The sequence below is a fragment of the Brevundimonas sp. genome, from assembly GCF_965227765.1.
GTDB lineage: Bacteria > Pseudomonadota > Alphaproteobacteria > Caulobacterales > Caulobacteraceae > Brevundimonas.
Genome location: NZ_OZ245778.1, coordinates 1,788,012 through 1,811,170, shown reverse-complemented (window position 1 = coordinate 1,811,170; position 23,159 = coordinate 1,788,012). Strand labels below are relative to the sequence as shown.

The window sequence follows — 23,159 nt, the reverse complement described above, 5'->3', positions numbered from 1 at the left end:
ATGAAATATTATACCCGCGTCAGCAGGGCGTGCGCCAGCCAACCGGGCAAAATACCCTCACGCGCCATATGGTAGGCCCGGAATGCTGTCGCCACCGTAAATGCGTCACGAACGGCGCCACGGCTGATTTCGTTGATCAGGGTCATGAACGGAACCCTCACCACGGCGATAACCTCGGTGTCGTCGGGGGCCGTCGGCACGGGATGCAGGTCCCAGGCCAGCCAGGCGATCGCCTGTTCGTCGGTGATGGAGTTCGACATCTCCATCCGCAAGACTTCGACCCAGTGATCGGCCCTCAAGCCTGCCTCCTCCGCCAGTTCTCGGCGCGCGCCGTCCAGCGGCTCCTCGTCGAACGGCGCCCCGCCCTCCGGCATCTCCCAGGAATAGTTCATGAGCGCGAACCGCGACTGACCGACCAAGGTCACCGTCCCGTCGCTGTGCAGCGGCAGGACCCCGACCGCCAGGTTCTGGAACCGCGTCACCCCATACTGGCTGGTCACGCCGGTGGGCGCCGTCACATCATGCTCGGTCACCTTCATCCACGGCGTCTCATAGACGGTGCGCGGACCGCTTAAATCCTGCCAGGGCGTCGTCGGCTCCATGCCAGCCGCCCAGACGGGCGTGAGCACGGGCCTCTTGGCCGGGATAAGCCGTGCGGACGCTTCGATGTCGCGGTCGGATTTTTCGGGAGTGTCGGTCACCGGCGACCTATGGCGCAGACGGGCCGCGAGCACTAGCTAGGCCTTATGACACTGACCGATCGCTTCGACCTGGGCGAGCCCATGCCCGCTCCGACCGCCTCGCCCGAGCATGAGCGCCGCCTGGCGCTGCGTCGTTCGGCCCCCGCCCAGGATCTGACTAAGCCGGGACCGTCGCCCGCACAGATCCAGCGCATCTTGAGCCTAGGCGCCCGCAGCCCCGATCACGGCAAGCTGTTTCCCTGGCGGTTCGTCGTCATGGGCCCGCAGAGCCGCGCCGACCTGGCCGAAAAGCTTAAGGCCCTGGTCGCGCAGAAGGGTCTTTCGCCCAAATCCGTCGCGGTGCTGGCCAAGCTGACGGCCGCGCCGGTCTCGATCCTGGTGGTCTCCACAGCCGCGCCGGGCCCAAAGCCTGTGTGGGAGCAGGAACTGTCGTCGGGCGCCGTCTGCATGAACATCGAACACGCCGCCGACGCGCTAGGATTCTCGGCCAGCTGGATCACCGACTGGTACAGCTATGACGAGGACGCCCTGCCCCTGCTCGGCCTCACGGCGGGCGAGAAGGTCGCCGGCTTCATCCACATCGGCACGGCCAGCGAACCCCTGCTGGAACGGGTGCGACCCGACGTGGCGGCGATCACCACCACCCTGCCCTAGACGCCTGCGTCGCCTTCCGGCTGGGGTCGGTGCACCAGCGAGACCAGAACGACGCTGATCATCATCAGCAGAAACCAGCTGCCCAGCTTGGCGAAGGACACCATCGACCATCCGTCCGCCTGATCAGGATAGATCCAGGCGCGAGACAGGGTGCCCAGGTTCTCGGCCAGCCAGATGAAGACAGCGACCAGGAAGAACCCCAGCAGGAAGGGCATCGACCGGCGGCTGCGATCCGGCGTGAAATAGAAGGTCCCTCGCCCGAAGAGGACAAAGGTCGCCGCAAACAGGAACCACCGGATGTCCGGCAGCCAGTGGTGGGCGAAGAAGTTGACGTAGATGGCCGCCGCCAGCAGCCAGGTCGACCACAGCGGCGGATAGTGGCGAAAGCGGATGTCGAAGATGCGCCAGATCCGGGCGATATAGCTGCCGACCGCCGCATACATGAAGCCCGAGAACAGCGGCACCTCGCCGATCCTGAGCAAGCTGGGCTCCGGATATATCCACGACCCGTGCGCCGTCTTGAACAGCTCCATGATCGTGCCGACGACGTGGAAGACGAAGATGACCCGCGCCTCCTCCCAGCTTTCCAGCTTCAGGATGAGCATCCCCGCCTGGATGGCCACGGCCGCCAGCACCAGGAAATCATAGCGGGCGATGGGCGCGTTCTGGGGCCACAGCAGATGCGTCCCCACCAGCAGGGCCAGCATCAGCCCGCCGAACAGACAGGCCCATCCCTGCTTCAGCCCGAACATCAGGAACTCGAAGCCGTAGCGCGACCAGGCGGCGCGGTCAGACCACGACTGAAGCCGCGCGAGAAGATCGCGGCCCCAGGCTTCTAATGGAAGGCGGGCCTCTAAAGGAAGGCGGGTTTCGCTCACCCCCGGCCGCGATAGGTCGGCACGCCCTGATCCGGCAGCCACAGGCCTTCGGGCGCTGCGCCGGTCTGCCAGAAGACGTCGATGGGGATGCCGCCGCGCGGGTACCAATAGCCGCCGATCCTCAGCCATTTCGGCTTCAGCAGATCGGCCAGCTTCAGCCCGATCGCCACGGTGCAGTCCTCATGAAAGGCGCCGTGGTTGCGGAAGGCGGTCATGTAGAGCTTCAGGCTCTTGCTCTCGACCAGCCAGTCGCCCGGCGCATAGTCGATGACGATATGGGCGAAGTCCGGCTGGCCCGTCACGGGGCAGAGCGAGGTGAACTCCGGCACGGTGAAGCGCGCCAGATACAGCGCATCAGGATGCGGATTCGGCACCCGCTCCAGCACGGCGGTTTCGGGCGATGTCGGTTGGACGGTCTGGACGCCGAGTTGGCTCAGACCCGAGGTGTCTGTGGTCATGCCGCTCCGTACCGCGTTCGCGGCGCGGGTTAAAGCGGCGGCGAGCGTCGCCTAAGACGCTTCACCACTACGAAATCAGGACCAAGCCCGCAGCCACAGCGGATACATCGCCGCGAACAGGAAGGGCTGCGCCTGTTCCAGCCTGTCCCACAGTCCGAGATCCAGCAGGTCCGCGCTCGCGCCATAGGCCTGCCTGAAGGCCGAAACAGCTGGCGGCGGCGCATCCAGGCCGATCACCTCCACCCCCGCCTGCATCGCCAGATCTGCAATCTGCGGCAGGGTGAAGGCCTGTTCGTGGACGTGGAACACCAGATCGCGGCACCCGCTGACGGAATGGAAGTCGTCGCTGGAGGTCAGGGCGTTCAGGGCCGAGCCCGCCGGCGCTGCGAACGCGATCCGCCTCAGGGCGCGCACCCCGGCGGCGGTCGGCTCCAGCCCTTCGCGGGCGATGACCTCGTGAGCCGCTCTGACAGGCGCGCGCGCCCGGTGGCTGTAGAGGGCGACGCGGATCGGCGCGCCGGGCCGGGCCACCGCACGCAGGGCCTTCAGCCCCTGGGTCGGGTCGGCCATGTGGTGCAGCACGCCGGTGCAGGTCACCAGGTCGAAGTCCGCCTCCAGGCCCGCCAGATCGAGAATGTCGCCGTGGCGAAAATCGAGATTGCCGATGCCCAGCTCGTCCGCCATCCGACGCCCATAGGCCAGGCTGGCGCGGCTCAGATCGACCGCGACCACGGCCGCCTGGGGCTCGCGCCGGGCGATGTCGATGGCTTCATAGCCCGTGCCGCAACCGGCGATCAGAATGCGCCTGACCTCGGGCGATCCATCCGTGAAAGGCCCCAGCCGAGCCAGATCGTCGCTCAAGCGGCGCCCGTCGGCGAGGGGCGGCGTCAGCCAGCGGGGATAGGGGTTGGCCTCATACTGCTGGCGCACCTTGCGGGACACGGCGTCCGCTTCACCCGCTAAGCCTTGCAGACCCGGAATGACCTCGGCCAGCGCCTGCTCGGTCCTCAGATCATCACGCGTCCGCTTCAGCAGCAGGCGGCCGAGGCCATCGCCGATGGCCTCGATGCCGCTGATCTGTGCGGGGTCCAGCGACTCCAGGGCCGACAGGGGCCGCGAAAAGGCGGCGATGATCACGGCGCCGACCTGGTCGCCCGCGCCATGCAGCTGTTTGACCACCGCGCCCTCGGCCGCATCCCGCGGGGTCAGATATTCGCAGGCGAAAGCCTGAAGCGCCAAGGCGCAGCCGAGACCCCGCGCTGACTCAGGCAAGGCGGCGTCCCTGCCCGCCTGTTCCACCAGTCGCCTGCGGACTTCCTCGATCCAAACCTCCATTGCGGGCTGCACGTTCAGGCATCGCGACAGGAAGGTCAGCCCCAGCGGATCCTTCGCCAGGTCGTCCAGGTCAGCCCCCGCGCCCTGCGGATATTTGGCCAGCAGCAGATCGGCTGCGGTCCTGGCCAGCACCTGGGCGTCGATTTCGGGTTCGGCCAGACAGGCCAGCACGTCGGCCTCCAGGCGCGGATGCCAGCCGGTGACGCGGATGTCGGCCAATAGGGTCGCCAGGGCGCCCGCGACTTCGCCCCTCCCCTCGTCCTCGATCCGGCCCAGGGCGTCGCTGAGCAACTGTGTCGCCCCGCCCCGGTCGCCGCGCGACAGCAACAGGCGCGCCGCCTCGACATAGGCCGGAGCATAGGCGGGATGTTCGACAGCGCAGGCCCGCAACGCCCTGAAAGCGCCCTGGGCGTCGCCAGCGGCCAGCCGCCGCCGCGCCTCGACCACCGCCGCCGCGCCCGCCTGTCGATCCCGTTCCTGCCTCATGATCTCCGCTCTAGCCCGCGATGAAGCCTGCGCAAACCGTCCGTGGAGAGCGCGAACGCTTGCAGCCGTCACATTCCCGCATCACAACCGCATCATGTCCGATACCGCCGCCATCGCCGACGTCACCACTGGGGAAACCGTTCCCTCGTCCCATGCTCCGCAACTGGCCATCAACGAGGCCCTGCTGGCCTCTCCCGAGCGGTTCTTCAACCGCGAAATCTCATGGCTCAGGTTCAACTCGCGGGTTCTGGAAGAGGCGGCCAACCCAGACCACCCCCTGCTGGAACGCCTGCGCTTCCTGTCGATCTCGGCCAATAATCTGGACGAGTTCTTCATGACCCGCGTCGCCGGGATCAAGGGCCAGATCCGTGAACGGGTCCGTGTCCTGTCCGCCGACGGCCTGACGCCGGCCCAGACCCTGGAGAAGGTCAACCTGGCGGCCGGCGAGCTGATGGCCGAACAACAATCCCGCTGGGGCCAGCTGCGCAAGGAGTTGAACGAGGCGGGCATCGAGGTCATCCATTCCGCCAAGATCACCCCGACCGAGCGGGATCGGCTGGAGCCTGAGTTCCTGAACCAGCTATTCGCCGTGCTGACGCCGCTGGCGATCGATCCGGCCCATCCGTTTCCCTTCCTGCCGAACCTCGGCTTCTCGCTGGCGCTGAAGCTGCGGCGCCACAGCGACAACCGGGTCCTCTACGCCCTGGTGCCCGTGCCGACACAGGTGCGGCGCTTCTGGGAGCTGCCCGTCGACGGCCGTTCGGCCAAGGGGCGGCGGCGCTATGTGACGCTGGAAAGCCTGCTGCTGCTGTTCATCGACCACCTGTTTCCCGGCTGCGAAGTTCTGGAAAAGGGACTGCTGCGCCTGATCCGCGATAGCGACATCGAGATCGAGGAAGAGGCCGAGGACCTGGTCCTGGAATATGAGGAGGCGCTGAAGCAGCGCCGGCTCGGCGAGGTCGTGCGTATCAAGATCGAGGCCTCCATGCCCGAGGATCTGCGCCAGTTCATTGTCGGCGAGCTGGAAGCGGCGCCCCAGGACGTGGTCCTGGTCAATGGCATGCTGGGCCTGGCTCAGCTGTCGGAACTGATCCCCGGCGATCATCCGGAGTTGAAATTCCCCGGCTATGAGCCGCGCTATCCCGAGCGGGTCCGCGACCAGGGCGGCGACGTCTTCGCCTCGATCCGCGAGAAGGACATCCTGATCCACCACCCGTTCGAGAGCTTCGACGTGGTGGTGCAGTTTCTGCGTCAGGCTGCGCGCGACCCCAACGTCATCGCCATCAAGCAGACCCTGTACCGGACCTCCAAGGACAGCCCCATCGTCGCCGCCCTGATCGAGGCGGCCGAGAACGGCAAGAACGTCGTGGCCCTGGTCGAGATCAAGGCCCGGTTCGACGAGGAAGCCAACCTGCGCTGGGCCCGCGCCATGGAGCGCGCCGGCGTCCACGTCGTCTTCGGCTTCGTCGAGTACAAGACCCACGCCAAGCTCAGCGTCGTTGTCCGCCGCGAGGGCGATGCGCTGAAGACCTATTGCCACTTCGGCACCGGCAACTACCACCCGGTGACGGCCAAGGTTTACACCGACCTGTCGCTGTTCAGCTCGGACCCTGCCCTGGGCCGCGACGCCGGACGGGTGTTCAACTACATCACCGGCTATGCCGAGCCGGACGATCTGGAGGCCCTGGTCGTCTCGCCGCTGAACATGAAATCCACCCTGATCGAGTTGATCGGCAAGGAGATGTCGGCGGCGGCGCAGGGCAAACCCGCGGCCATCTGGGTCAAGCTCAACTCTCTGGTCGATCCAGAGATCATCGACGCCCTGTACCGCGCCAGCCAGTGGGGCGTGCGCATCGAACTGGTCGTGCGCGGAATCTGCTGCCTGCGTCCGGGCGTACCGGGCCTCAGCGAGAACATTCGGGTCAAGTCCATCGTCGGCCGCTTCCTGGAGCACAGCCGCATCATCTGTTTCGCCAACGGCCGCGACCTGCCGCACGACAAGGCCAAGGTCTTCATCTCGTCGGCCGACTGGATGGAGCGCAACCTGAACCGCCGGGTCGAACTGATGACGCCGATCCGCAACGCCACCGTCCACGATCAGATCCTGGACCAGATCATGGTGGCCAACCTGAAGGACGACGCCCAGAGCTGGGTGTTGAGCGCAGACGGCGACTATGTGCGCGTCACGCCTGCCGATCCCGAGCGCCCATTCTCGGCGCACCAGTATTTCATGACCAATCCCAGTCTCTCGGGACGGGGGCGCAAAGTGAAGACCCTGCCCGGCCTGCTCCGCTACGACCGCGCGGCGGGTCGGTAGTCAGCCTTGCCCCTGACTGACATCACCACGCCCCGAGACGCAGCCGTCATCGACATCGGGTCCAACTCGGTGCGGATGGTGCTTTATCGCATCGAGGGCCGGGCCATCTGGACCGTCTTCAACGAAAAGGTCCTGGCCGGGCTGGGCCGGAACCTGCCCGCCACCGGCCGCCTGTCGCCCAAGGGCGTCGAGATGGCGATGGTGGCCCTGCGCCGCTTCGCTGCGGTGCTGGAAGGCGTCCAGCCCACCTACGCCTTCGTCGCGGCGACGGCTGCGGTGCGCGAGGCGGTGGACGGTCCAGAGTTCTGCGACCGAATCGTCGCCGAGACCGGCCTGAAGGTCCGCGTCCTGTCGGGCGAGGAAGAGGCCAACTACGCCGCTCTGGGCGTCATGGCCGGAGCCCCTTCCGCCACCGGCCTGGCGGCCGACATGGGCGGGTCCAGCCTTGAGCTGATCGGCGTCGGCGGTGGGATTTCGGAACGGCGCTCGGGCATCACCCTGCCTCTGGGACCGTTCAGCCTGGCCGGTTCTGACGATTTCGACGTGGATCGCCTGCGCAAGCGCATCGACCTGATATTGGCGCCCATCAGCAAGGATTTCGCAACCTCGGACCTGCACGCCGTCGGCGGGGGCTGGCGCTCCCTGGCCCAGTTGCACATGGCCATCAGCGACTATCCGCTAAAGATCGTCCACCAGTACGCCATGAGCGCCGACGACGCCCGCGACGTGTGCCGACTGGTGGCTCAGCAATCACGCGCCTCGCTGGATCGCCTGCCCGGCGTGTCCAAGAAGCGCGCCGAGACCCTGCCCTACGCCGCCCTGGTGCTGGCCGGGCTGATCGAGCGCCTGGGCCTGAAGACCATCCATTTCTCGGCCTGGGGCCTGCGCGAGGGCCTGCTCTACGAGACCCTGGACAGGGATGCGGCGCCCGCCGATCCCCTGGTCGCCGGTTGCGCGGCCCTGGGGGCGCGTCAGGGGATTTCGCCGACCCTGCCGGCCCATCTGCACGCCTGGCTGGGCGAGGTGATCGCCGCCCTGCCCTCTGGGTTCACGCCCGAGCGCGACGCCCTGCTGGCCCAGGCTGCCTGCCAGATGGCCGATCTCGGCGCCCGTCTGCATCCCGATCACCGGCTGGAACTGTCGTTCGACCAGGTGCTGCGTGCGCCCATCCCCGGCCAGAGCCACGCCGAACGCGCCTTCCTGGCATGCGTGCTCAACGCCCGCTACGGCGGCGGAGAGCGGACGCCCGACCCGGCGGTAGTGGATAAGCTGCTGCCCTTGGCCGCCCGTCAGCGGGCCCGCGCTTTGGGTCTGGCCATGCGGCTGGGCTGCGACCTGTCCGGCCGTTCGCCGCAACTTCTGGCCAACGCCGCCCTGACAGTGAAGGGCGGCGCCCTGCGGGTGACTGCATCACAAGGCTATGCCGATGTGCTGCTGGGCGAACAGACGCGTCGCCGGGCCAAGGCCCTGGCCGAGGCCATGGGACTGAAGCTGGAAATCTGAGCGCGACCGGCGCAGTCTGCCGCAAGCAGGAGGGCTACATGGCTGTAACCGGCATCGGCGGGCTGTTCTTCAGGGCTCAGGACCACACGGCCCTGGCGGCCTGGTATCTGGAGCATCTGGGCGTGGGCGCAGGCCCCGGCGCCTATGTCTGGGGCCAGCAGGCCGGCCCGACCGTGTTTGCGCCCTTCAAGGCGGACACCGACTATTTCCCCGCCGACAAGCAGTGGATGCTGAACCTGCGCGTCGATGACCTCGACGCCCATATGGCCAGCCTGCGCGCTGCCGGGATCGAGATCATCACCAAGGCCGAGTGGAACAGCCCTGAAGTCGGCCGCTTCGCCCGCATCCGCGACCCGGAAGGCAACCAGATCGAGCTGTGGCAGCCGGCAGCCTGACGCCTATTCGATCTCGACGACCTCGACGCGCGCGCCGCTGAGCACGAGCGCGATCTCGCCGCGCTTCAGCTTCAGCGCGTCCTCGCCGAACAGCTGACGCCGCCAGCCCTTCAGGGCCTCGACATCGGCGTCATCGGACAGGGCGATCTTTTCCAGGTCGGCGACGTTGGCGATCAGCTTGGAGGCCACACCGGCGTTGTCGCTCTTGGCCTTCAGCAGCACCTTCAGAAGTTCCACGACCGACGGCGGGGCCGCCTGGTTGTGGGCCGGGCGGTCCATCTTGGGCGCATGGGCCTCTGGATCGGCCAGGACGCGCTTCAGCTCCTCGATCAGCTCCAGCCCCAGGCGCGACCCGCCGAAGCCCTTGGGCACGGCGCGCAGGCGGTTGAAGGCGTCCACGTCGGTTGGACCCTGGGCCGCGATCTCGTCGATGGCGTCATCTTTCAGGATGCGGCCGCGCGGCTGGTCGCGTTCCTGCGCCGCCCGCTCGCGCCACACCGCCGTCGCCTTGAAGGCTGCGAGGTATTTGGCAGCGTATTTCTTGGGCTTCAGCCGCTTCCACGCGTTCTCGGGCGTGGTGTCGTACAGGGCCGGATCGACCAGATCGTCCATCTCGGACATGACCCAGTCCAGCCGGCCTTCCTTGGCCAGGCGGTCGCGCAGCTTGGGATAGAGGGCCGCCAGGTGGGTCACGTCGGCCAGGGCGTAGGTCAGCTGAGCGTCCGACAGCGGGCGGCGCGACCAGTCGGTAAAGCGGCTGCCCTTGTCCAGATCGATCTTCAGCATCTGCCGGACCAGCGAATCGTAACTGACCTGATCCCCGAACCCGGCGGCCATGGCGGCGACCTGGGTGTCGAACATCGGCTTGGGAATCGCGCCCAGCTTGACGAAGATCTCCGTATCCTGGCGACAGGCGTGGAAGACCTTGATGATCTTGGGATCGCGCAGGATGTCGAGGAAGGGCGTCAGATCCAAGCCCTCGGCCAGGGGATCGATATTGGCCTCGTCCGTCGGCGTCGCGGCCTGGATCAGGCACAGCTTGGGCCAATAGGTCGTTTCCCGCATGAATTCGGTATCGACCGCGATGAACGGAGCCTTGGACACCCGGCGGCAAAAATCTGCGAGTGCGTCATTGGTGGTGATCGGCGTCATTCGGATGCTATAGCCCCGCCAGAGCCCTTTGTGGCAAGAGCCGCAACACATTTCAGCACTGATTCCAGGCCCGTTACCCATGAGCGACAGCCCCGAAACGCTTCACAATGGCCTGACCTACGCCGATGCAGGCGTCGATATCGACGCTGGCGACCTGCTGATCGAACACATCAAGCCGCTGGCGAAATCCACGGCCCGCCCGGGTTCTGAGCCGTCCCTGGGCGGTTTCGGCGCCCTGTTCGACCTCAAGGCCGCCGGCTTTGTGGACCCCCTGATCGTCACGACGACGGACGGCGTGGGCACCAAGCTGAAAATCGCCATCGAGACCGGCCGTCACGACGGCGTCGGCATCGATCTGGTCGCCATGTGCGTCAACGACCTGTTGGCCCAGGGCGCAGAGCCGCTGCTGTTCCTCGACTACTACGCCACTGGCAAACTGGACATCGACGCCGCCCGCAGCGTGATCGCAGGCATCGCCGAGGGTTGCCTCCAGGCCGGTTGCGCCCTCGTGGGCGGCGAGACGGCGGAAATGCCGGGCATGTATTCCGGCGGCGACTACGACCTGGCCGGGTTCAGCCTGGGCGCGCTCGAGCGTGGCCACGCCCTGCCCTATCTGGAGCGCCAGAACGCCGGCGACATCATCATCGGCCTGGCGTCGTCGGGGCCGCACTCGAACGGCTATTCGCTGATCCGCAAGGTGGTCGAGAAGTCCGGCCTGTCGTGGGAAGACGCCGCACCCTTCGCGCCGGGCCGCACCCTGGCCGAGGCCCTGATGGAGCCGACGCGGATCTACATCAAGCCGGTCCTGCCGCTGATGAAGGCCGGCCTGATCAAGGGCGCCGCACACATCACCGGCGGCGGCCTGATCGAAAACCCGCCCCGCTGCATCGCCAAGGGTCTGGAAGCCTCGTTCGACTGGAACGCCTGGCCCCTGCCGCCCGTGTTCCAGTGGCTGGGCGAGGTCGGCGGTATTTCCGACCACGAACTGCGCCGCACCTTCAACTGCGGCGTCGGCTTCATGCTGATCGTCTCGCCCGAGAACGTCGAAGCGACGCTGGAAGGCCTGCTGGGCGCCGGCGAGACCGCCTTCGTCTGCGGCCAGCTGGTCTGACGATCCGCCGATGAGCCGTCTGCCCGTCGCGGTGCTGATCTCGGGCGCCGGATCCAACATGGCCGCCCTGATCGACGCCGGACAGGCGCCCGACGCCCCCTATGAGGTGGTGCTGGTCGTCTCTAACCGGGCGGACGCGGGCGGGCTCCACATCGCCCAGGCCAAGGGCGTCCGGGCCGTCACGGTCGATCACAAGACCTTTGGCGCCGACCGCGAGGCCCATGAACGCGCGATCGACGCCCTGTTGATCGAGGCCGGCGTCGAGCGCATCGCCCTGGCTGGATACATGCGGCTGCTGACGCGCTGGCTGGTCAACCGCTGGCAGGGGCGGATGCTGAACATCCACCCGTCGCTGCTACCCCTCTATCCGGGCCTCGACACCCACGCCCGCGCGATCGCCGCCGGAGACGCCGAGGCCGGCTGCACGGTCCATCTGGTGACCGAAGGGGTCGATGAAGGCCCGATCCTCGGCCAGGCGCGCGTGCCGATCCTGCCAGGCGACACCCCCGGCTCCCTGTCCGAACGCGTGCGGACGGCGGAACACCAGCTCTATCCCCGAACCCTCGACCAGCACTGTCGCTCAGTCGGCGCCTGAGTAGGACTTCACCCAAGCAAACGGCCCCGAAGCACGCGCTCCGGGGCCGCTTTTCCGGTTAAGCCTGAGGGCTTAGCGCGGGGTGGTGACCGCGCCAGCGCCGGCGCCGATCACGGCGCCTGCAACGGTCGAGCCGGTGTTGCCGCCCACGGCCTGGCCGACGACTGCGCCGCCGATGGCGCCGGTCGCAGCGCGTTGTTCCATCGTGGAGCCGCAAGCAGCCAGCAGGCCCACGACAGCAATAACCGGGGTCATTTTGATGAGGGTCTTCATGTTCAGATCTCCTGTTCCGCTTGGGAGAAGCGAAGACCCAGAAAACGAAACGACCCGCGTCCGGTTCCGGACACGGGTCGCTTTAAACAGAGCGTGCCCCTCAAGGCACAACCGGCGTTAGCCGACGATGTCGGCGTCCGTGAAGAACTGGGCGATCTCGATCGCGGCGTTCTCGTCGGAGTCCGAACCGTGGACCGAGTTCTCGCCGATCGACAGAGCGAACTGGGCGCGGATGGTGCCCTCGGCGGCTTCCTTGGGGTTGGTGGCGCCCATGACTTCGCGGTATTTGGCGACAGCGCCTTCGGCTTCCAGGACCTGGACGACGACGGGCTCGGCGATCATCTGGCCGACCAGTTCGCCATAGAAGGGACGCTCGGCGTGGACTTCGTAGAATTTCTTGGCCTGGGCCTCGGTCAGCTTGATGCGGCGTTGCGCGACGATGCGCAGGCCGGCGCCTTCGATCACGGCGTTGACGGCGCCGGTCAGGTTACGGCGGGTGGCGTCGGGCTTGATGATCGAGAAGGTGCGTTCGGTCATAGGGAGACTTCTTGTTTGGGAGTTTGAAGGTGGGGGCTTATAGACGCGCCCTCAGTCATTTCCAAGGCGTCCTTAACGCTCTCGGCGCGGCAGTCCGCCGCTAGAGAGTCGGACCCGATTCCCAGTGCGTCAGACCCATGCTCCAGATCACCGACCTGACGTTCAACGCCTGGGGCCGCAAATTCCTTGTCGACGCCTCCGTCAGCCTGCCGCCTGGGGCCAAGGTCGGGCTGGTGGGCCGCAACGGCATTGGCAAATCGACCCTGTTCAAACTGATCCTGGGCGAGCTTCACGCCGCCGGCGACGAGATCAGCCTGCCCAAGACCGCTCGCATCGGCTCGGTCGATCAGGAACATCCGGCGACCCCCGTCAGCGTCATCGACACCATCCTGGAAGCCGACGTCGAGCGGCACGACCTGCTGGGCCGCCTGGAAACGGCAGAACCTGAAGAGATGGGCGAGATATGGGCCCGTCTGATCGAGATCGACGCCGACGCTGCGCCTGCCCGCGCCTCTGAAATCCTGGTGGGCCTGGGCTTCGATCAGGAGAACCAGCAGCGGCCGATGTCAGAATTCTCGGGCGGCTGGCGGATGCGCGTCGCCCTGGCCGCCGCCCTGTTCGCCGAGCCGGATATGCTGCTGCTCGACGAACCGACCAACTACCTCGACCTCGAAGGCGCTCTCTGGCTGGAAGCGCGGCTGAAGAAGTATCCGCACACCGCCCTGATCATCTCTCACGACCGCGAGATGCTGAACGAGGTCTGCACCCACATCCTGCACCTCGCGAACCACAATCTGACCCTCTACACGGGCAACTACGACCAGTTCGAGAAGGCCCGCGCCGAGAAGGCCCGACTGCAACTGTCGGCCAAGGCCAAGCAGGACGCAGAGCGCGCCCACCTTCAGTCCTTCGTCGATCGCTTCAAGGCCAAGGCCTCCAAGGCCGCCCAGGCCCAGTCCCGCATGAAGCGCCTGGAGAAGATGCAGCCCGTCTCGACCACCATCGAGGAAAGGGTCGCACCCTTCACCCTGCCCTCTCCGCCGCGTCCGCTGGCCCCGCCGCTGATCCGGCTGGAGCGGGCCAATGTCGGCTATGACGTGGGCAAGCCCATCCTGCGCAATCTGAACCTGCGCATGGACCTGGACGACCGGATCGGTCTGCTGGGCGTCAACGGCGCGGGCAAGTCCACCTTCGCCAAGATGATCGCCGGCGCCCTCAACGTCTCGGAAGGCGAGCTGCATCGCGACAAGAAGATGCGCGTAGGCTGGTTCCACCAGCATCAGATCGAGGCCATGGACCCGACCGATACGCCGCTGGAGATCATTCGCCGCGCCATGCCCGATGCGCCTGAGAGCGCGCGCCGCTCCAAGCTGGCCCAGTTCGGCCTGGGCTATGAAAAGCAGGAAACCACGGTCGACAGCCTGTCCGGCGGCGAGCGCGCGCGGCTGCTGCTGAACATGGTGGCCATGGATGCGCCCCACGTCCTGATCCTCGACGAACCGACCAACCACCTGGACATCGACAGTCGCCGGGCCTTGTTGGACGCGCTGAACGACTATTCGGGCGCCGTCATCCTGATCACCCACGACCGCTCGCTGATGGAGATGGTCGCCGACCGGCTATGGCTGGCCGCCGACGGCACGGTGAAGCCCTATGACGGCGACATGGACGACTACGCCAAATTCGTTCTCGATCGCGCCAAGGCCGCCGTCGCCAAGCCCAGCCAGATCAAGAAGGAAGAGGCGAAGGCGGCTGCACCGGTTCAGGACAACAAGAACCGAAAGAACGACAAGAAATCCGGCCCTTCACCCTCGACGCTGCGTCACGCTGTGAAGAAGGCTGAGGAGCGGATGGCCCAACTGACTAGCGAGATCGCCCGCATCGACGACGACATCGCCAATGCCTCCGTCTCCAACCCCAAAGCCATTGAGGGTCTGACCCGCGCCCGCGCCAAGACCCAGTCCGATCTGGATGCCGCCGAACAGGCCTGGGTCTCTGCGGAAGAAGCCCTGGCGGAAGTGATCTGACATGAAACCCGCCGAACCCATTGAGTTCTCCAAGGACGAGATGCGAGACATGGTCCGGCGCCTGCAGGGCTATTTCGATGCCGAGCTGGAACAGGAACTGGGCGCCCTGCCCGCCGAAATGTTGATCGCTTTTATTGCCAGAAACCTTGGGCAGGCGTTCTACAATCGCGGCCTGCGCGACGCCCAGGCGGTGTTCGCCGCCAAGGCGGAAGACGTGTCAGACGCTCTCTATGGGCTGGAACAGAAGCCAGACGGCCAGTAAGCGCCGGCGTTCCTGTCAGGGCATGAACTGGATCGTCCGCGCAAACTGAACATCGCGCTCACCGGGCTCCACGACCTCGCCACGCATCAATGCGACTGCCGCCTCGCCAAAACCGAGGCCCGGATGGGTTTCGCCCAGAACATGGCAGTCCTCGATATGGCCATTGGCGCGGGCTGTGCATTCCAGGGTGACCGCGACGCTGGTCAAGATCGGCCCCGAAGAGACCGTCGGGGCGGCTTCTGCAGCGGACGGCGCGGCCGTAATCGAGACCTTCTGGACCGAAGGGTCAAACATCATGGCGGCGGCGAGGACGAGAGCGATCATTACAAACCTGTGGTCTGGCAGATGAATGGCCAGGACCCGCTTCCGTTCCGCGACATCCCCGGGGAAACAAGCTATATTGCAAATCATTCTCATTTAAGGCATCTCTGATCTGTCAATCGGAGATAGCTCATGCGGACCCTGCGCCAAGCCGCCCTGACCGGCTTTCTCTTCGCCATGGCGGCCGGGTCCGCTCTGGCCCACGTGCCCTATGTCCGGCCAAACGTGACCGACGCCACCGGGAGAGACCACGTCACGATCGAGGCCAGTTTCACCGAAGACATCTTCGCCGCTGAGGTCGTCATGCGCTCGGACGCCTGGCGCATCGTCGGGCCGAACGGCGACACGCCGATCACCCAGGTCACCTATCTGCGCGATCTGGCGGTGTTCGAAGCGCCGACGCCGGTGGACGGCACCTATCGCATCTCGTCCGGCGCACGCACGGGACGAACGGCCAAGATGTATCGCGCCGTCGACAACAGCTGGAAAATGGTCGGCGAGGAGGACGAGGCCCCACCCCCTGACGCCGTCCTGGTCGATGTCCAGAGCATCACGACAGCCGACACCTATGTCACCCGCGGCGCGCCTTCGGTTGAGGTTCTGCAGGCCACCGGAAGCGGGCTGGAGCTTGTGCCCCTGATACAGCCGAGCGACATCGTCGCCGGCGAGGCTGCGCCGTTTCGGCTCCTGCTGGACGGACAGCCGCTGGCCGGCGTCGCGGTCACCGTATTCCGCGAGGCCGGTCGCTATGACGGACGCAAGGTGGACGCCGAACTGATCACCGACGCAGACGGCCGCATCATGATCACCGCTTCCGACCCCGGCGCCTACATGACCCTGATCCGGCATCGGATGGAGGCTCCCGCTGGATCGGACGTCCAATATCGCAGCTACAGCCACAGCCTGACCTTCGTCGCTCAGGGCGGCTGAGCAGACGGGCGAGGCGACATCCGGCCACGCTTGACGGCGGGGGGTCTGGACCGGAGGGTGGTCGGCTTTATCGCCGCGCTTCGGGTACCGCCTATGTTTCGCTTTCGCTTGTCGACTTCCGTCATTGCGCTTTCGGCGCTCGCCTCCGGCGCATTCGCCCAGGTAGGCGTGGGCACGACGCCGACGATTACGGCGCCGTCACAGGCCTTTCTCGCCCTTCCGCGGGCCCAGCCCTCTATTCCGACGCCAGAGGACCGCGCCTATCCCGGCGTCATCCGTCTGGAGGTCGACGCCACCGATTTGGACCGCCGCATCGTGCGGGTGCGCGAGACCATTCCGGTGGCCCAGGGTCCCCTGACCCTGCTCTATCCCAAATACCTGCCGGGCAACCACGCCGACACGGGCCCGATCCAGTTGATCGCGGGCCTGACCGTCACCGCAGGCGGCCAGCGTCTGGAATGGCTTCGAGACACCGCCGAGCCCTATGCCTTTCATCTCGATATCCCCGAAGGCGTCACCGAGATCGTCGCCGAGTTCCAATGGCTGACCCAGGCCGACAACAGCGAGTGGCGCGTGGTCATGACGCCGGCCATGCTGAATATGCAGTGGGAAAAGGCCCTGCTCTACCCCGCTGGTCACGCCGCGAACCAGATCACGGTCGAACCCTCCATCCGCCTGCCCGAGGGATGGCAGTACGGCGTCGCCTTGGACACCCGGTCTTTTGAGAACGGCGTAGCCATCTTCGCCCCGGTCGATCTCTACACCCTGGTCGACAGTCCAATGTTCGCAGGCGCCCATTTCCGCCGCTACGAGATCGACCCTGAGGGTGACGCGGTCCATCTCAACATCGTCGCCGACCAGGCCAAGAACATCGCGCCGACGCCCGAACAGATCGGCTATTACGAGACCCTGGTCGGCCAGGCTGACCGGCTGTTCGGCGCGCGCCATTTCGACCGATACGAGTTCCTGCTGGCCCTCACCGACCAGATGGGCGGCATCGGGCTGGAGCATCATCGGTCCAGCGAGAACGCCGAGGCGCCGACCTTCTTCACAGACTGGCCAAAAAGCGCGGGCGACCGCGCTCTGCTGGCCCACGAGTTCACCCATTCGTGGAACGGCAAGCATATGCGGCCGGCCGACGAACTGACCGCCAACTACGAAGTCCCGACCCAGAACACCCTGCTGTGGGTCTATGAGGGTCAGACGGAATACTGGGGCGACGTGCTGGCGGCGCGGTCGGGCCTGCACAACAAGGAAGAGGCCCTGATCGCCCTGGCCATTCGGGCGGCCTTCTATCAGAACCAGCCGGGCCGCGAATGGCGCGCCCTTCAGGACACCAACAACCACAATCTGCTGGGCTATCGCGTGCCGGGCCAGTGGACGTCGTGGATGCGGGGCACCAGCGACTATTACAACGAGAGCCTGCTCATCTGGCTGGATGTCGACACCCTGATCCGCGAGCAGACGGGCGAGCGCAAATCTCTGGATGACTTCGCCCGCGCCTTCTTCGGCCAGAACGATGGCGAGATCGCACCGCGCGGCTACACCTTCGAGGACGTGGTGGCGACGTTGAACGGCGTCATGCCTTATGACTGGGCCGAGTTCCTGCGCACCCGCCTGGATGCAGTCGGTCCGGGGGCATCGGCGCCGCTGGACGGCATCAGCCGCGCTGGATACCGCCTGACCTACACGGACACGCTGAACGACCTGGAAAAGAAGGCCATGTCCAACTGGGCCTCGGACTTCCAGTATTCACTGGGATTCAGCTTGTCGGGGACGGCCAACCGGATCGGCGCCATCCGCTGGGGCGGCCCGGCCTATGAGGCGTCGATCGGCGCAGGCTGGGATCTTCTGGCCGTCAACGATGTCGCCGCGACGCCAGAGGTCCTGCGTGACGCCGTAACCGCCGCTAAGGGCGTCGACACTCCGATCACCCTAATCCTGCGCAACGGGTCGCGCTTCCGCACCGTGTCGCTGAACTACGACGGCGGCCTTCGCTACCCGCGGCTGGAGCGGGTCGAGGGCACGCGAGACCGGCTGGCCGACATCCTGCGCCCCCGCGCCAGCCGATGAGCTGAGAACAAGCCCCCTGGACGCACGCCAGGGGGCTTCACGTCCTTACGCCTTCAGGACTTTCAGCAGGGCCTCGGCGGCTTCGCGCGAAGAGGCCGGGTTCTGTCCGGTGATCAGCTTGCCGTCGACCTGAACGAACGAAGCCCAGTCCGCCCCCTTGGCGTACCGACCGCCACTGGCCTTGAGCATATCCTCGACCAGGAAGGGCACCACGTCGGTCAGGCCGACCGCCTCTTCCTCAGTGTTGGTGAAGCCGGTCACCGCCCGCCCCTTGACCAGAGGGTCACCGTTGGCGGCCTTGACCCCCTTGAACACGCCCGGCGCGTGACAGACGGCCGCCACCGGCTTGTCCGCCTTGGCCAGGGCCTCGATCAGCTCGATCGAATGGGCATCCTCGGCCAGATCCCAGAGCGGTCCGTGGCCGCCGGGATAGAAGACGGCGTCGAAGTCCGCCGCATCCACGCCGGACAGCAGCACCGTCGAGGCCAGGGTCTTCTGTGCCTCCGCATCCGCCTTGAAGCGGCGCGTGTCATCGGTTTGGGCGTCGGGGTCGTCGCTCTTGGGATCCAGCGGCGGCTGTCCGCCCTTGGGCGAGGCCAGGGTGATCTCGGCCCCGGCGTCCTTCAGCGCGTAATAGGGGGCGGCGAACTCCTCGAGCCAGAAACCCGTCTTCTTGCCCGTGTCGCCAAGCTGGTCGTGCGAAGTCAGAACCATCAGAATTTTCATGGGGGCATCCTTTGTCTGGGGGAGGGTTCAGATAGGAAACCTGCTCTCGATCGCCACAGCCCAAACGAAAACAGGCCCGATGGTTTCCCATCGGGCCTGCTGAAGTTTCGCATCCAGCCCGAAGGCTGGCAGAAACAGGTCTTACTTGACCTGGATCTTGGCGCCGGCTTCTTCCAGCTTCTTCTTGATCTCTTCGGCGATTTGCTTGGAGACGTTCTCGACAACGTTGGCCGGAGCGGCTTCGACCAGGTCCTTGGCTTCCTTGAGGCCCAGGTCCGTGCGCACGCCGCGGACTTCCTTGATCACGTTGATCTTCTTGTCGCCACCGTCCAGCAGGACGACGGTGAATTCAGTTTGCTCTTCGGCAGCTTCAGCCGGAGCAGCAGCAGCGCCGCCAGCAGCAGCAACGGCCACGGGAGCAGCAGCGGAGACGCCCCACTTTTCTTCAAGCAGCTTGGACAGTTCAGCAGCTTCCAGAACGGTCAGAGCGGACAGGTCGTCGACGAGTTTGTTCAGGTCGGCCATGGTCAATTTTCCTTCGGAGGATTGGGTTCAGTAGAGGTTTGCAGAGATGGAAGCGGGTCGCTCCGTAAGCCGATGGCTTACGCGGCGTCCTTCGTGGCGTAGGCGTTGAAAACGCGGGCCAGTTGGGCAGCCGGGGCTTGCGTGATGCCGGCGATACGGGTCGCAGGCGTGTTGAGCAGGCCGAGGAACGAAGCGCGGATCTGATCCAGCGACGGCAGCTTGGAGAGGATCTCCACGCCCTTCGCGTCCAGAACCTTGTCACCCATGAAGCCGCCCAGAACGACGAACTTGTCGTTGCCCTTGGCGTATTCGGCAGTGACCTTGGCAGCGGTCACGGCGTCGGGAGCGTAGGCGATGCCGACCGGGCCCTTGAACAGGGCGTGGTGGTCGGAACCTTCAGCGGCTTCGAGAGCCTTGAGCGCCAGGCGGTTCTTGACCACCTTGAACGCTCCGCCTGCAGTGCGCAGACGGCCCCGCAGGTCTTCCATTTCCGCAACGGTCAGACCCAGGTTGTGGGTCACGACCACGGCGCCGGCGTCAGCGAATACGCTTTTCAGCGACTCGATCGACTCGGCCTTTTGTGCGCGGTCCATTGCGGTCTCCAGTCTAGAGTTCGCCGCCGGGCTTATTCCCGACGCCGATGTGGTCTGGTCGCCACGGAGCGTGCTCCGAGACGGTCAGGCCGGTCTTATTGTCCGAAGGATGCAACTGACGCTGTCGTCCCGACGTGCGGGCCGAACGGCTGTCGTTCGCGTCCCCATCTCCCCACGGCGCCAGAGGGCTCTCTGGCTGTTACGGTCTGGATGGCCCCCAGACCCCGAAGTTCTCGGACAGGACCGCCGAGGCCGAAGCTTCGACGGGAAGCGGCGCTCTTACAGGCAGAACGCCCCAAGATCAACGCCGGAAATCGCCCAACTCAGTCCTCGAGCGGCCTATGGGCGAAATCCAGGATCAACTGCGCCAGATCCGGCTCGTGAACCGAGGCCGCAGCGTCATCCAGGCTCATCCAGCGGCGCTCTCGCTCGGCGGCCTCTGGCCAGGCGCCGAGTTGGATCAGCACCTTCAAGGGATAGACCGAGACCACGTACATCCGGTCGTCGCCGCTCTTGAGACGCTTGGCGTAGCGGAAGGCGCCGATGGGCTCGGCGGCGATGTCGCCCTGCAGGCCGGCTTCTTCCATCGCCTCGATGGCGGCGGCTTCGGGGTCTGTCTTGCCCGCCATCCGTCCGCCCTTGGGGATCACCCAGCGGCGAGTCTCTCGCGAGGTGATCATCATCACCTGGCGTTCGCCGTCGATGATCCGCCATGGCAGGGCGCCGACCTGACGACTTTTCGAGCGACTGGACCGTTTGGCTGCAATCGCCATCAGGTCAGGAACAATCCGCCGGCGAAATAGGCGATGGCGGCGATGGCGGCCGAAGCCGGCATGGTGATGAACCAGGCGGTGACGATGCTGCGCGCCACGGCCCAGCGCACGGCCGAGACCCGACGCGCCGCGCCCACGCCGACGATGGCGCCGGTGATCGTGTGGGTGGTCGAAACCGGGATACCCATGGCGGTGGCGGCGAACAGGGTGATGGCGCCCCCCGTCTCGGCGCAGAAGCCCTGCTGAGGGCTCAGGCGCGTGATGCGCGACCCCATGGTGTGAACGATGCGCCAACCGCCGAACAGGGTGCCCAGAGCGATGGCCGCCTGACAGGTGATGACGACCCAAAACGGAACATGGAACTCGGTCCCCGCAGGCGCGCGCGACAACAGCAGCACGGCGATGATGCCCATGGTCTTTTGCGCATCATTGCCGCCGTGGCCCAGAGAATAGGCCGAGGCCGAGATGAACTGCATCCCCCGGAACGCCTTGTCGGCGAAGTTGGGATTGGTCCGCAGGAAGGCCCAAGACACGATCAGAACCAGGATCAGGGCCAGCAGGAAGCCGACGGCGGGCGACAGGAAGATGGCGAACACCGTCTTCAGCGTGCCGGACAGGACCACGGCGCCGGTCCCGGCCTTGGAGATGCCCGCGCCCAGCAGACCGCCGACCAGGGCGTGCGAGCTGGACGACGGGATCCCCGCCAGCCAGGTGATGACGTTCCAGCTGATCGCCCCCATCAGGGCGCCGAAGATGACCTGATCCGAGATGATGCCCGGATCGATGATCCCCTTGCCGATCGTGCCGGCCACATGCAGGCCGAAGAACAGGAAGGCGATGAAGTTGAAGAAGGCCGCCCAGCCCACCGCGAATACGGGCGGCAGCACCCGCGTCGCCACGATGGTCGCGATCGAATTCGCCGCATCGTGCAGGCCGTTCAGAAAGTCGAACAGCAGCGCGACGCCGATCAGGAAGACCAGGATGAAAAGGGCGTGATCCACCTAGAGGTGCTCGACCAGGATGCCGCTGATGCGGGTGGCGACATCCTCGAACCGATCCACCACCTTTTCCAGGTGATCATAGATCTCGGCGCCGATGATGAAGGCCATGGCGTCGCTCTGGGAGCCGTTGCGGTTCTGGGCGTAGAGCGCTTTCATGCCCTCGTCGAACAGGGTGTCGCTTTCGCTCTCCAGCCGGGCGAGGCTCTCGGTCAGGGTGTTGAGCCGCTCATGGTGCTTGCGCATGTCGGGCAGCAGCGACACCGCCTCGACCGTCAGGGCGGCGCATTTGACGGCGATGTCGCCAAGCTCGCGCATCTTGGGCTCGAACTCGCGCACCTCGTACAGGGTGATCGCCTTGGCGGTCTTCTGCATCTGGTCGATGGCGTCGTCCAGCGAGTTGGTCAGGCCGCGGATGTCCGATCGATCGAAAGGGGTGATGAAGCTGCGGCGCACGGCGATCAGCACCTCGTGCGCGACGTCGTCGGCCTCGTGTTCATGATCGACGACCTTGGCGCACCACTGGGCGGTGTCCTCGCCGCCATCCAGCACGTGACGCATGGCGTCCGCCCCCTTGGTCAGGGTGGCGGCGTGGGCGTCGAACAGACGGAAGAAATTGTCTTCCTTGGGCAGCAGGGCCCGAAACCAGCTGAGCATCGCTATTCCTCGCGTGACCGTTCCTGGCCCTTTTCGCCTCAAGACGGCATCGACCGCCTCTCGTCAAGATGTCTCGGCACGGACGACTTCCGATCCGCGCGCCAATCCACAACGCAGTCGGACCTCAAACGAAAACGGCGGCGGAGATTGCTCTCCGCCGCCGTCGTCATTTCAGAGCTGAAGCTCGAACCTAGGCCAGCGAGGCCGGGTCGATCTTGAAGCCCGGGCCCATCGTCGAGGACAGGCTGATACGCTTGATGTAGGTGCCCTTGGCGCCGGTCGGCTTGGCGCGTTGCAGCGCGTCGACGTAAGCCTTGACGTTGGCTTCGAGGGCTTCCTGGGTGAAGGAGACCTTGCCGATGCCGCCGTGAGCGATACCGGCCTTTTCGACGCGGAACTCGACCGCGCCGCCCTTGGCGTCCTTGACCGCTTGCGCGACGTTCGGCGTGACGGTGCCGACCTTGGGGTTGGGCATCAGGCCGCGCGGACCCAGCACCTTACCCAGACGACCCACCAGGGCCATCATGTCGGGCGAGGCGATGACGCGATCGAAGTCCATCAGGCCGCCGTTGATCTGTTCGTACAGATCCTCGGCGCCGACGTACTCAGCGCCGGCTGCGCGGGCTTCGTCAGCCTTGGCGTCCTTGGCGAAGACGGCGACGCGAACGTCACGGCCGGTGCCCGACGGCAGGTTGACGACGCCACGGACCTGTTGGTCGGCGTGACGGGGATCGACGCCCAGGTTGACGGCGATCTCGATGGATTCGTCGAACTTGGCCTTGGCGTTGTCCTTGACGGCCTTGATGGCGTCGGAGAACGAGATCGGCGTCAGGGTGTCGCCGGTGCGGGCCTTGTGAGCCTTGGTTTGCTTAGCCATGG

Annotated in this window: 25 protein-coding genes; 10 read left to right on the top strand and 15 right to left on the bottom strand. The window is 66.0% G+C overall.

The features are described from left to right. Positions 1–8: 8 nt before the first annotated feature. Positions 9–629 carry an NUDIX domain-containing protein gene (locus tag ACO05L_RS08695; RefSeq protein WP_421728784.1) on the bottom strand — a complete coding sequence of 207 codons (621 nt, stop codon included), beginning with the start codon at positions 627–629 and terminating at the stop codon, positions 9–11. A gap of 117 nt (positions 630–746) precedes the next feature. On the opposite strand from ACO05L_RS08695, the gene ACO05L_RS08690 reads away from it, so the two are divergent. Further along, positions 747–1,355 (top strand): nitroreductase family protein, encoded by a 609-nt coding sequence (locus ACO05L_RS08690; RefSeq protein WP_421728783.1) that lies wholly within the window; start codon positions 747–749, stop codon positions 1,353–1,355. On the opposite strand, the gene ACO05L_RS08685 is transcribed toward ACO05L_RS08690, so the two are convergent. The 3 genes from ACO05L_RS08685 to ACO05L_RS08675 form a co-directional block, all read right to left on the bottom strand. Then, a complete protein-coding gene (locus ACO05L_RS08685; RefSeq protein ID WP_421731661.1) occupies positions 1,352–2,110 on the bottom strand; it encodes a DUF817 domain-containing protein in 759 nt (252 codons plus the stop codon). The two genes, ACO05L_RS08690 and ACO05L_RS08685, sit on opposite strands and share 4 nt — an antisense overlap. Before the next feature lie 119 nt (positions 2,111–2,229). Then, a complete protein-coding gene (gene queF, locus ACO05L_RS08680; protein ID WP_421728782.1) occupies positions 2,230–2,691 on the bottom strand; it encodes a preQ(1) synthase in 462 nt (153 codons plus the stop codon). 75 nt (positions 2,692–2,766) lie between these two features. Further along, positions 2,767–4,512: a class I SAM-dependent methyltransferase gene (locus ACO05L_RS08675; protein WP_421728781.1), complete on the bottom strand. Its 1,746-nt coding sequence runs from the start codon at positions 4,510–4,512 to the stop codon at positions 2,767–2,769. A 94-nt stretch (positions 4,513–4,606) separates the two neighbouring features. Between ACO05L_RS08675 and ACO05L_RS08670 the strand changes: the two genes are divergently transcribed. From ACO05L_RS08670 to ACO05L_RS08660, 3 genes are all read left to right on the top strand, one after another. Beyond that, the gene (locus tag ACO05L_RS08670; RefSeq protein WP_421728780.1) at positions 4,607–6,829 is read left to right on the top strand and encodes an RNA degradosome polyphosphate kinase; all 2,223 of its coding nucleotides are present in this window, start codon (positions 4,607–4,609) and stop codon (positions 6,827–6,829) included. A gap of 75 nt (positions 6,830–6,904) precedes the next feature. After that, positions 6,905–8,332 carry a Ppx/GppA family phosphatase gene (locus ACO05L_RS08665; RefSeq protein WP_421731660.1) on the top strand — a complete coding sequence of 476 codons (1,428 nt, stop codon included), beginning with the start codon at positions 6,905–6,907 and terminating at the stop codon, positions 8,330–8,332. Positions 8,333–8,370: 38 nt separating this feature from the next. Then, positions 8,371–8,727: a VOC family protein gene (locus ACO05L_RS08660; RefSeq protein ID WP_421728779.1), complete on the top strand. Its 357-nt coding sequence runs from the start codon at positions 8,371–8,373 to the stop codon at positions 8,725–8,727. A 3-nt stretch (positions 8,728–8,730) separates the two neighbouring features. On the opposite strand, the gene rnd is transcribed toward ACO05L_RS08660, so the two are convergent. After that, positions 8,731–9,879, bottom strand: a complete 1,149-nt coding sequence (rnd, locus tag ACO05L_RS08655) for a ribonuclease D (RefSeq protein WP_421728778.1) — start codon at positions 9,877–9,879, stop codon at positions 8,731–8,733. A 79-nt stretch (positions 9,880–9,958) separates the two neighbouring features. Between rnd and purM the strand changes: the two genes are divergently transcribed. After that, the gene (gene purM, locus ACO05L_RS08650) at positions 9,959–10,990 is read left to right on the top strand and encodes a phosphoribosylformylglycinamidine cyclo-ligase (RefSeq protein ID WP_421728777.1); all 1,032 of its coding nucleotides are present in this window, start codon (positions 9,959–9,961) and stop codon (positions 10,988–10,990) included. Positions 10,991–11,000: 10 nt separating this feature from the next. Continuing rightward, positions 11,001–11,585: a phosphoribosylglycinamide formyltransferase gene (gene purN / locus ACO05L_RS08645; protein WP_421728776.1), complete on the top strand. Its 585-nt coding sequence runs from the start codon at positions 11,001–11,003 to the stop codon at positions 11,583–11,585. A gap of 72 nt (positions 11,586–11,657) precedes the next feature. On the opposite strand, the gene ACO05L_RS08640 is transcribed toward purN, so the two are convergent. Further along, positions 11,658–11,858, bottom strand: coding sequence for a glycine zipper 2TM domain-containing protein (locus tag ACO05L_RS08640; protein WP_421728775.1), 201 nt, complete (start codon positions 11,856–11,858; stop codon positions 11,658–11,660). A 117-nt stretch (positions 11,859–11,975) separates the two neighbouring features. Further along, complete coding sequence (gene ndk, locus ACO05L_RS08635) at positions 11,976–12,395, bottom strand: nucleoside-diphosphate kinase (protein ID WP_421728774.1); 420 nt, start codon at positions 12,393–12,395, stop codon at positions 11,976–11,978. 137 nt (positions 12,396–12,532) lie between these two features. Between ndk and ACO05L_RS08630 the strand changes: the two genes are divergently transcribed. Together ACO05L_RS08630 and ACO05L_RS08625 are read left to right on the top strand one after the other, a co-directional pair. After that, positions 12,533–14,422 (top strand): ABC-F family ATP-binding cassette domain-containing protein, encoded by a 1,890-nt coding sequence (locus tag ACO05L_RS08630; RefSeq protein WP_421728773.1) that lies wholly within the window; start codon positions 12,533–12,535, stop codon positions 14,420–14,422. A gap of 1 nt (position 14,423) precedes the next feature. Beyond that, the gene (locus ACO05L_RS08625; RefSeq protein WP_421728772.1) at positions 14,424–14,684 is read left to right on the top strand and encodes a DUF2164 domain-containing protein; all 261 of its coding nucleotides are present in this window, start codon (positions 14,424–14,426) and stop codon (positions 14,682–14,684) included. Positions 14,685–14,699: 15 nt separating this feature from the next. Here ACO05L_RS08625 and ACO05L_RS08620 read toward each other — a convergent pair whose 3' ends face one another. Further along, entirely contained in the window at positions 14,700–15,008 is a 309-nt protein-coding gene (locus tag ACO05L_RS08620) for a hypothetical protein (protein WP_421728771.1), read from the bottom strand. A gap of 129 nt (positions 15,009–15,137) precedes the next feature. On the opposite strand from ACO05L_RS08620, the gene ACO05L_RS08615 reads away from it, so the two are divergent. Next, complete coding sequence (locus tag ACO05L_RS08615) at positions 15,138–15,935, top strand: DUF4198 domain-containing protein (RefSeq protein WP_421728770.1); 798 nt, start codon at positions 15,138–15,140, stop codon at positions 15,933–15,935. Between the two features lie 93 nt (positions 15,936–16,028). Then, positions 16,029–18,008, top strand: a complete 1,980-nt coding sequence (locus tag ACO05L_RS08610; RefSeq protein ID WP_421728769.1) for a M61 family metallopeptidase — start codon at positions 16,029–16,031, stop codon at positions 18,006–18,008. A gap of 45 nt (positions 18,009–18,053) precedes the next feature. Here the strand turns inward: ACO05L_RS08610 and ACO05L_RS08605 are convergent, their stop codons facing one another. The 7 genes from ACO05L_RS08605 to rplA form a co-directional block, all read right to left on the bottom strand. Beyond that, the gene (locus ACO05L_RS08605; protein ID WP_421728768.1) at positions 18,054–18,734 is read right to left on the bottom strand and encodes a type 1 glutamine amidotransferase domain-containing protein; all 681 of its coding nucleotides are present in this window, start codon (positions 18,732–18,734) and stop codon (positions 18,054–18,056) included. 141 nt (positions 18,735–18,875) lie between these two features. Next, positions 18,876–19,259, bottom strand: coding sequence for a 50S ribosomal protein L7/L12 (gene rplL / locus ACO05L_RS08600; protein ID WP_421728767.1), 384 nt, complete (start codon positions 19,257–19,259; stop codon positions 18,876–18,878). Between the two features lie 77 nt (positions 19,260–19,336). Next, entirely contained in the window at positions 19,337–19,852 is a 516-nt protein-coding gene (gene rplJ / locus ACO05L_RS08595; protein ID WP_421728766.1) for a 50S ribosomal protein L10, read from the bottom strand. A gap of 323 nt (positions 19,853–20,175) precedes the next feature. Beyond that, entirely contained in the window at positions 20,176–20,625 is a 450-nt protein-coding gene (locus ACO05L_RS08590; protein WP_421728765.1) for an NUDIX hydrolase, read from the bottom strand. Next, positions 20,625–21,626 (bottom strand): inorganic phosphate transporter, encoded by a 1,002-nt coding sequence (locus ACO05L_RS08585; RefSeq protein ID WP_421728764.1) that lies wholly within the window; start codon positions 21,624–21,626, stop codon positions 20,625–20,627. Before ACO05L_RS08585 ends, ACO05L_RS08590 begins: the two co-directional genes overlap by 1 nt. Beyond that, complete coding sequence (locus tag ACO05L_RS08580) at positions 21,627–22,280, bottom strand: DUF47 domain-containing protein (RefSeq protein WP_421728763.1); 654 nt, start codon at positions 22,278–22,280, stop codon at positions 21,627–21,629. Between the two features lie 190 nt (positions 22,281–22,470). Further along, complete coding sequence (gene rplA / locus ACO05L_RS08575; protein ID WP_421728762.1) at positions 22,471–23,157, bottom strand: 50S ribosomal protein L1; 687 nt, start codon at positions 23,155–23,157, stop codon at positions 22,471–22,473. Positions 23,158–23,159: the final 2 nt, after the last annotated feature.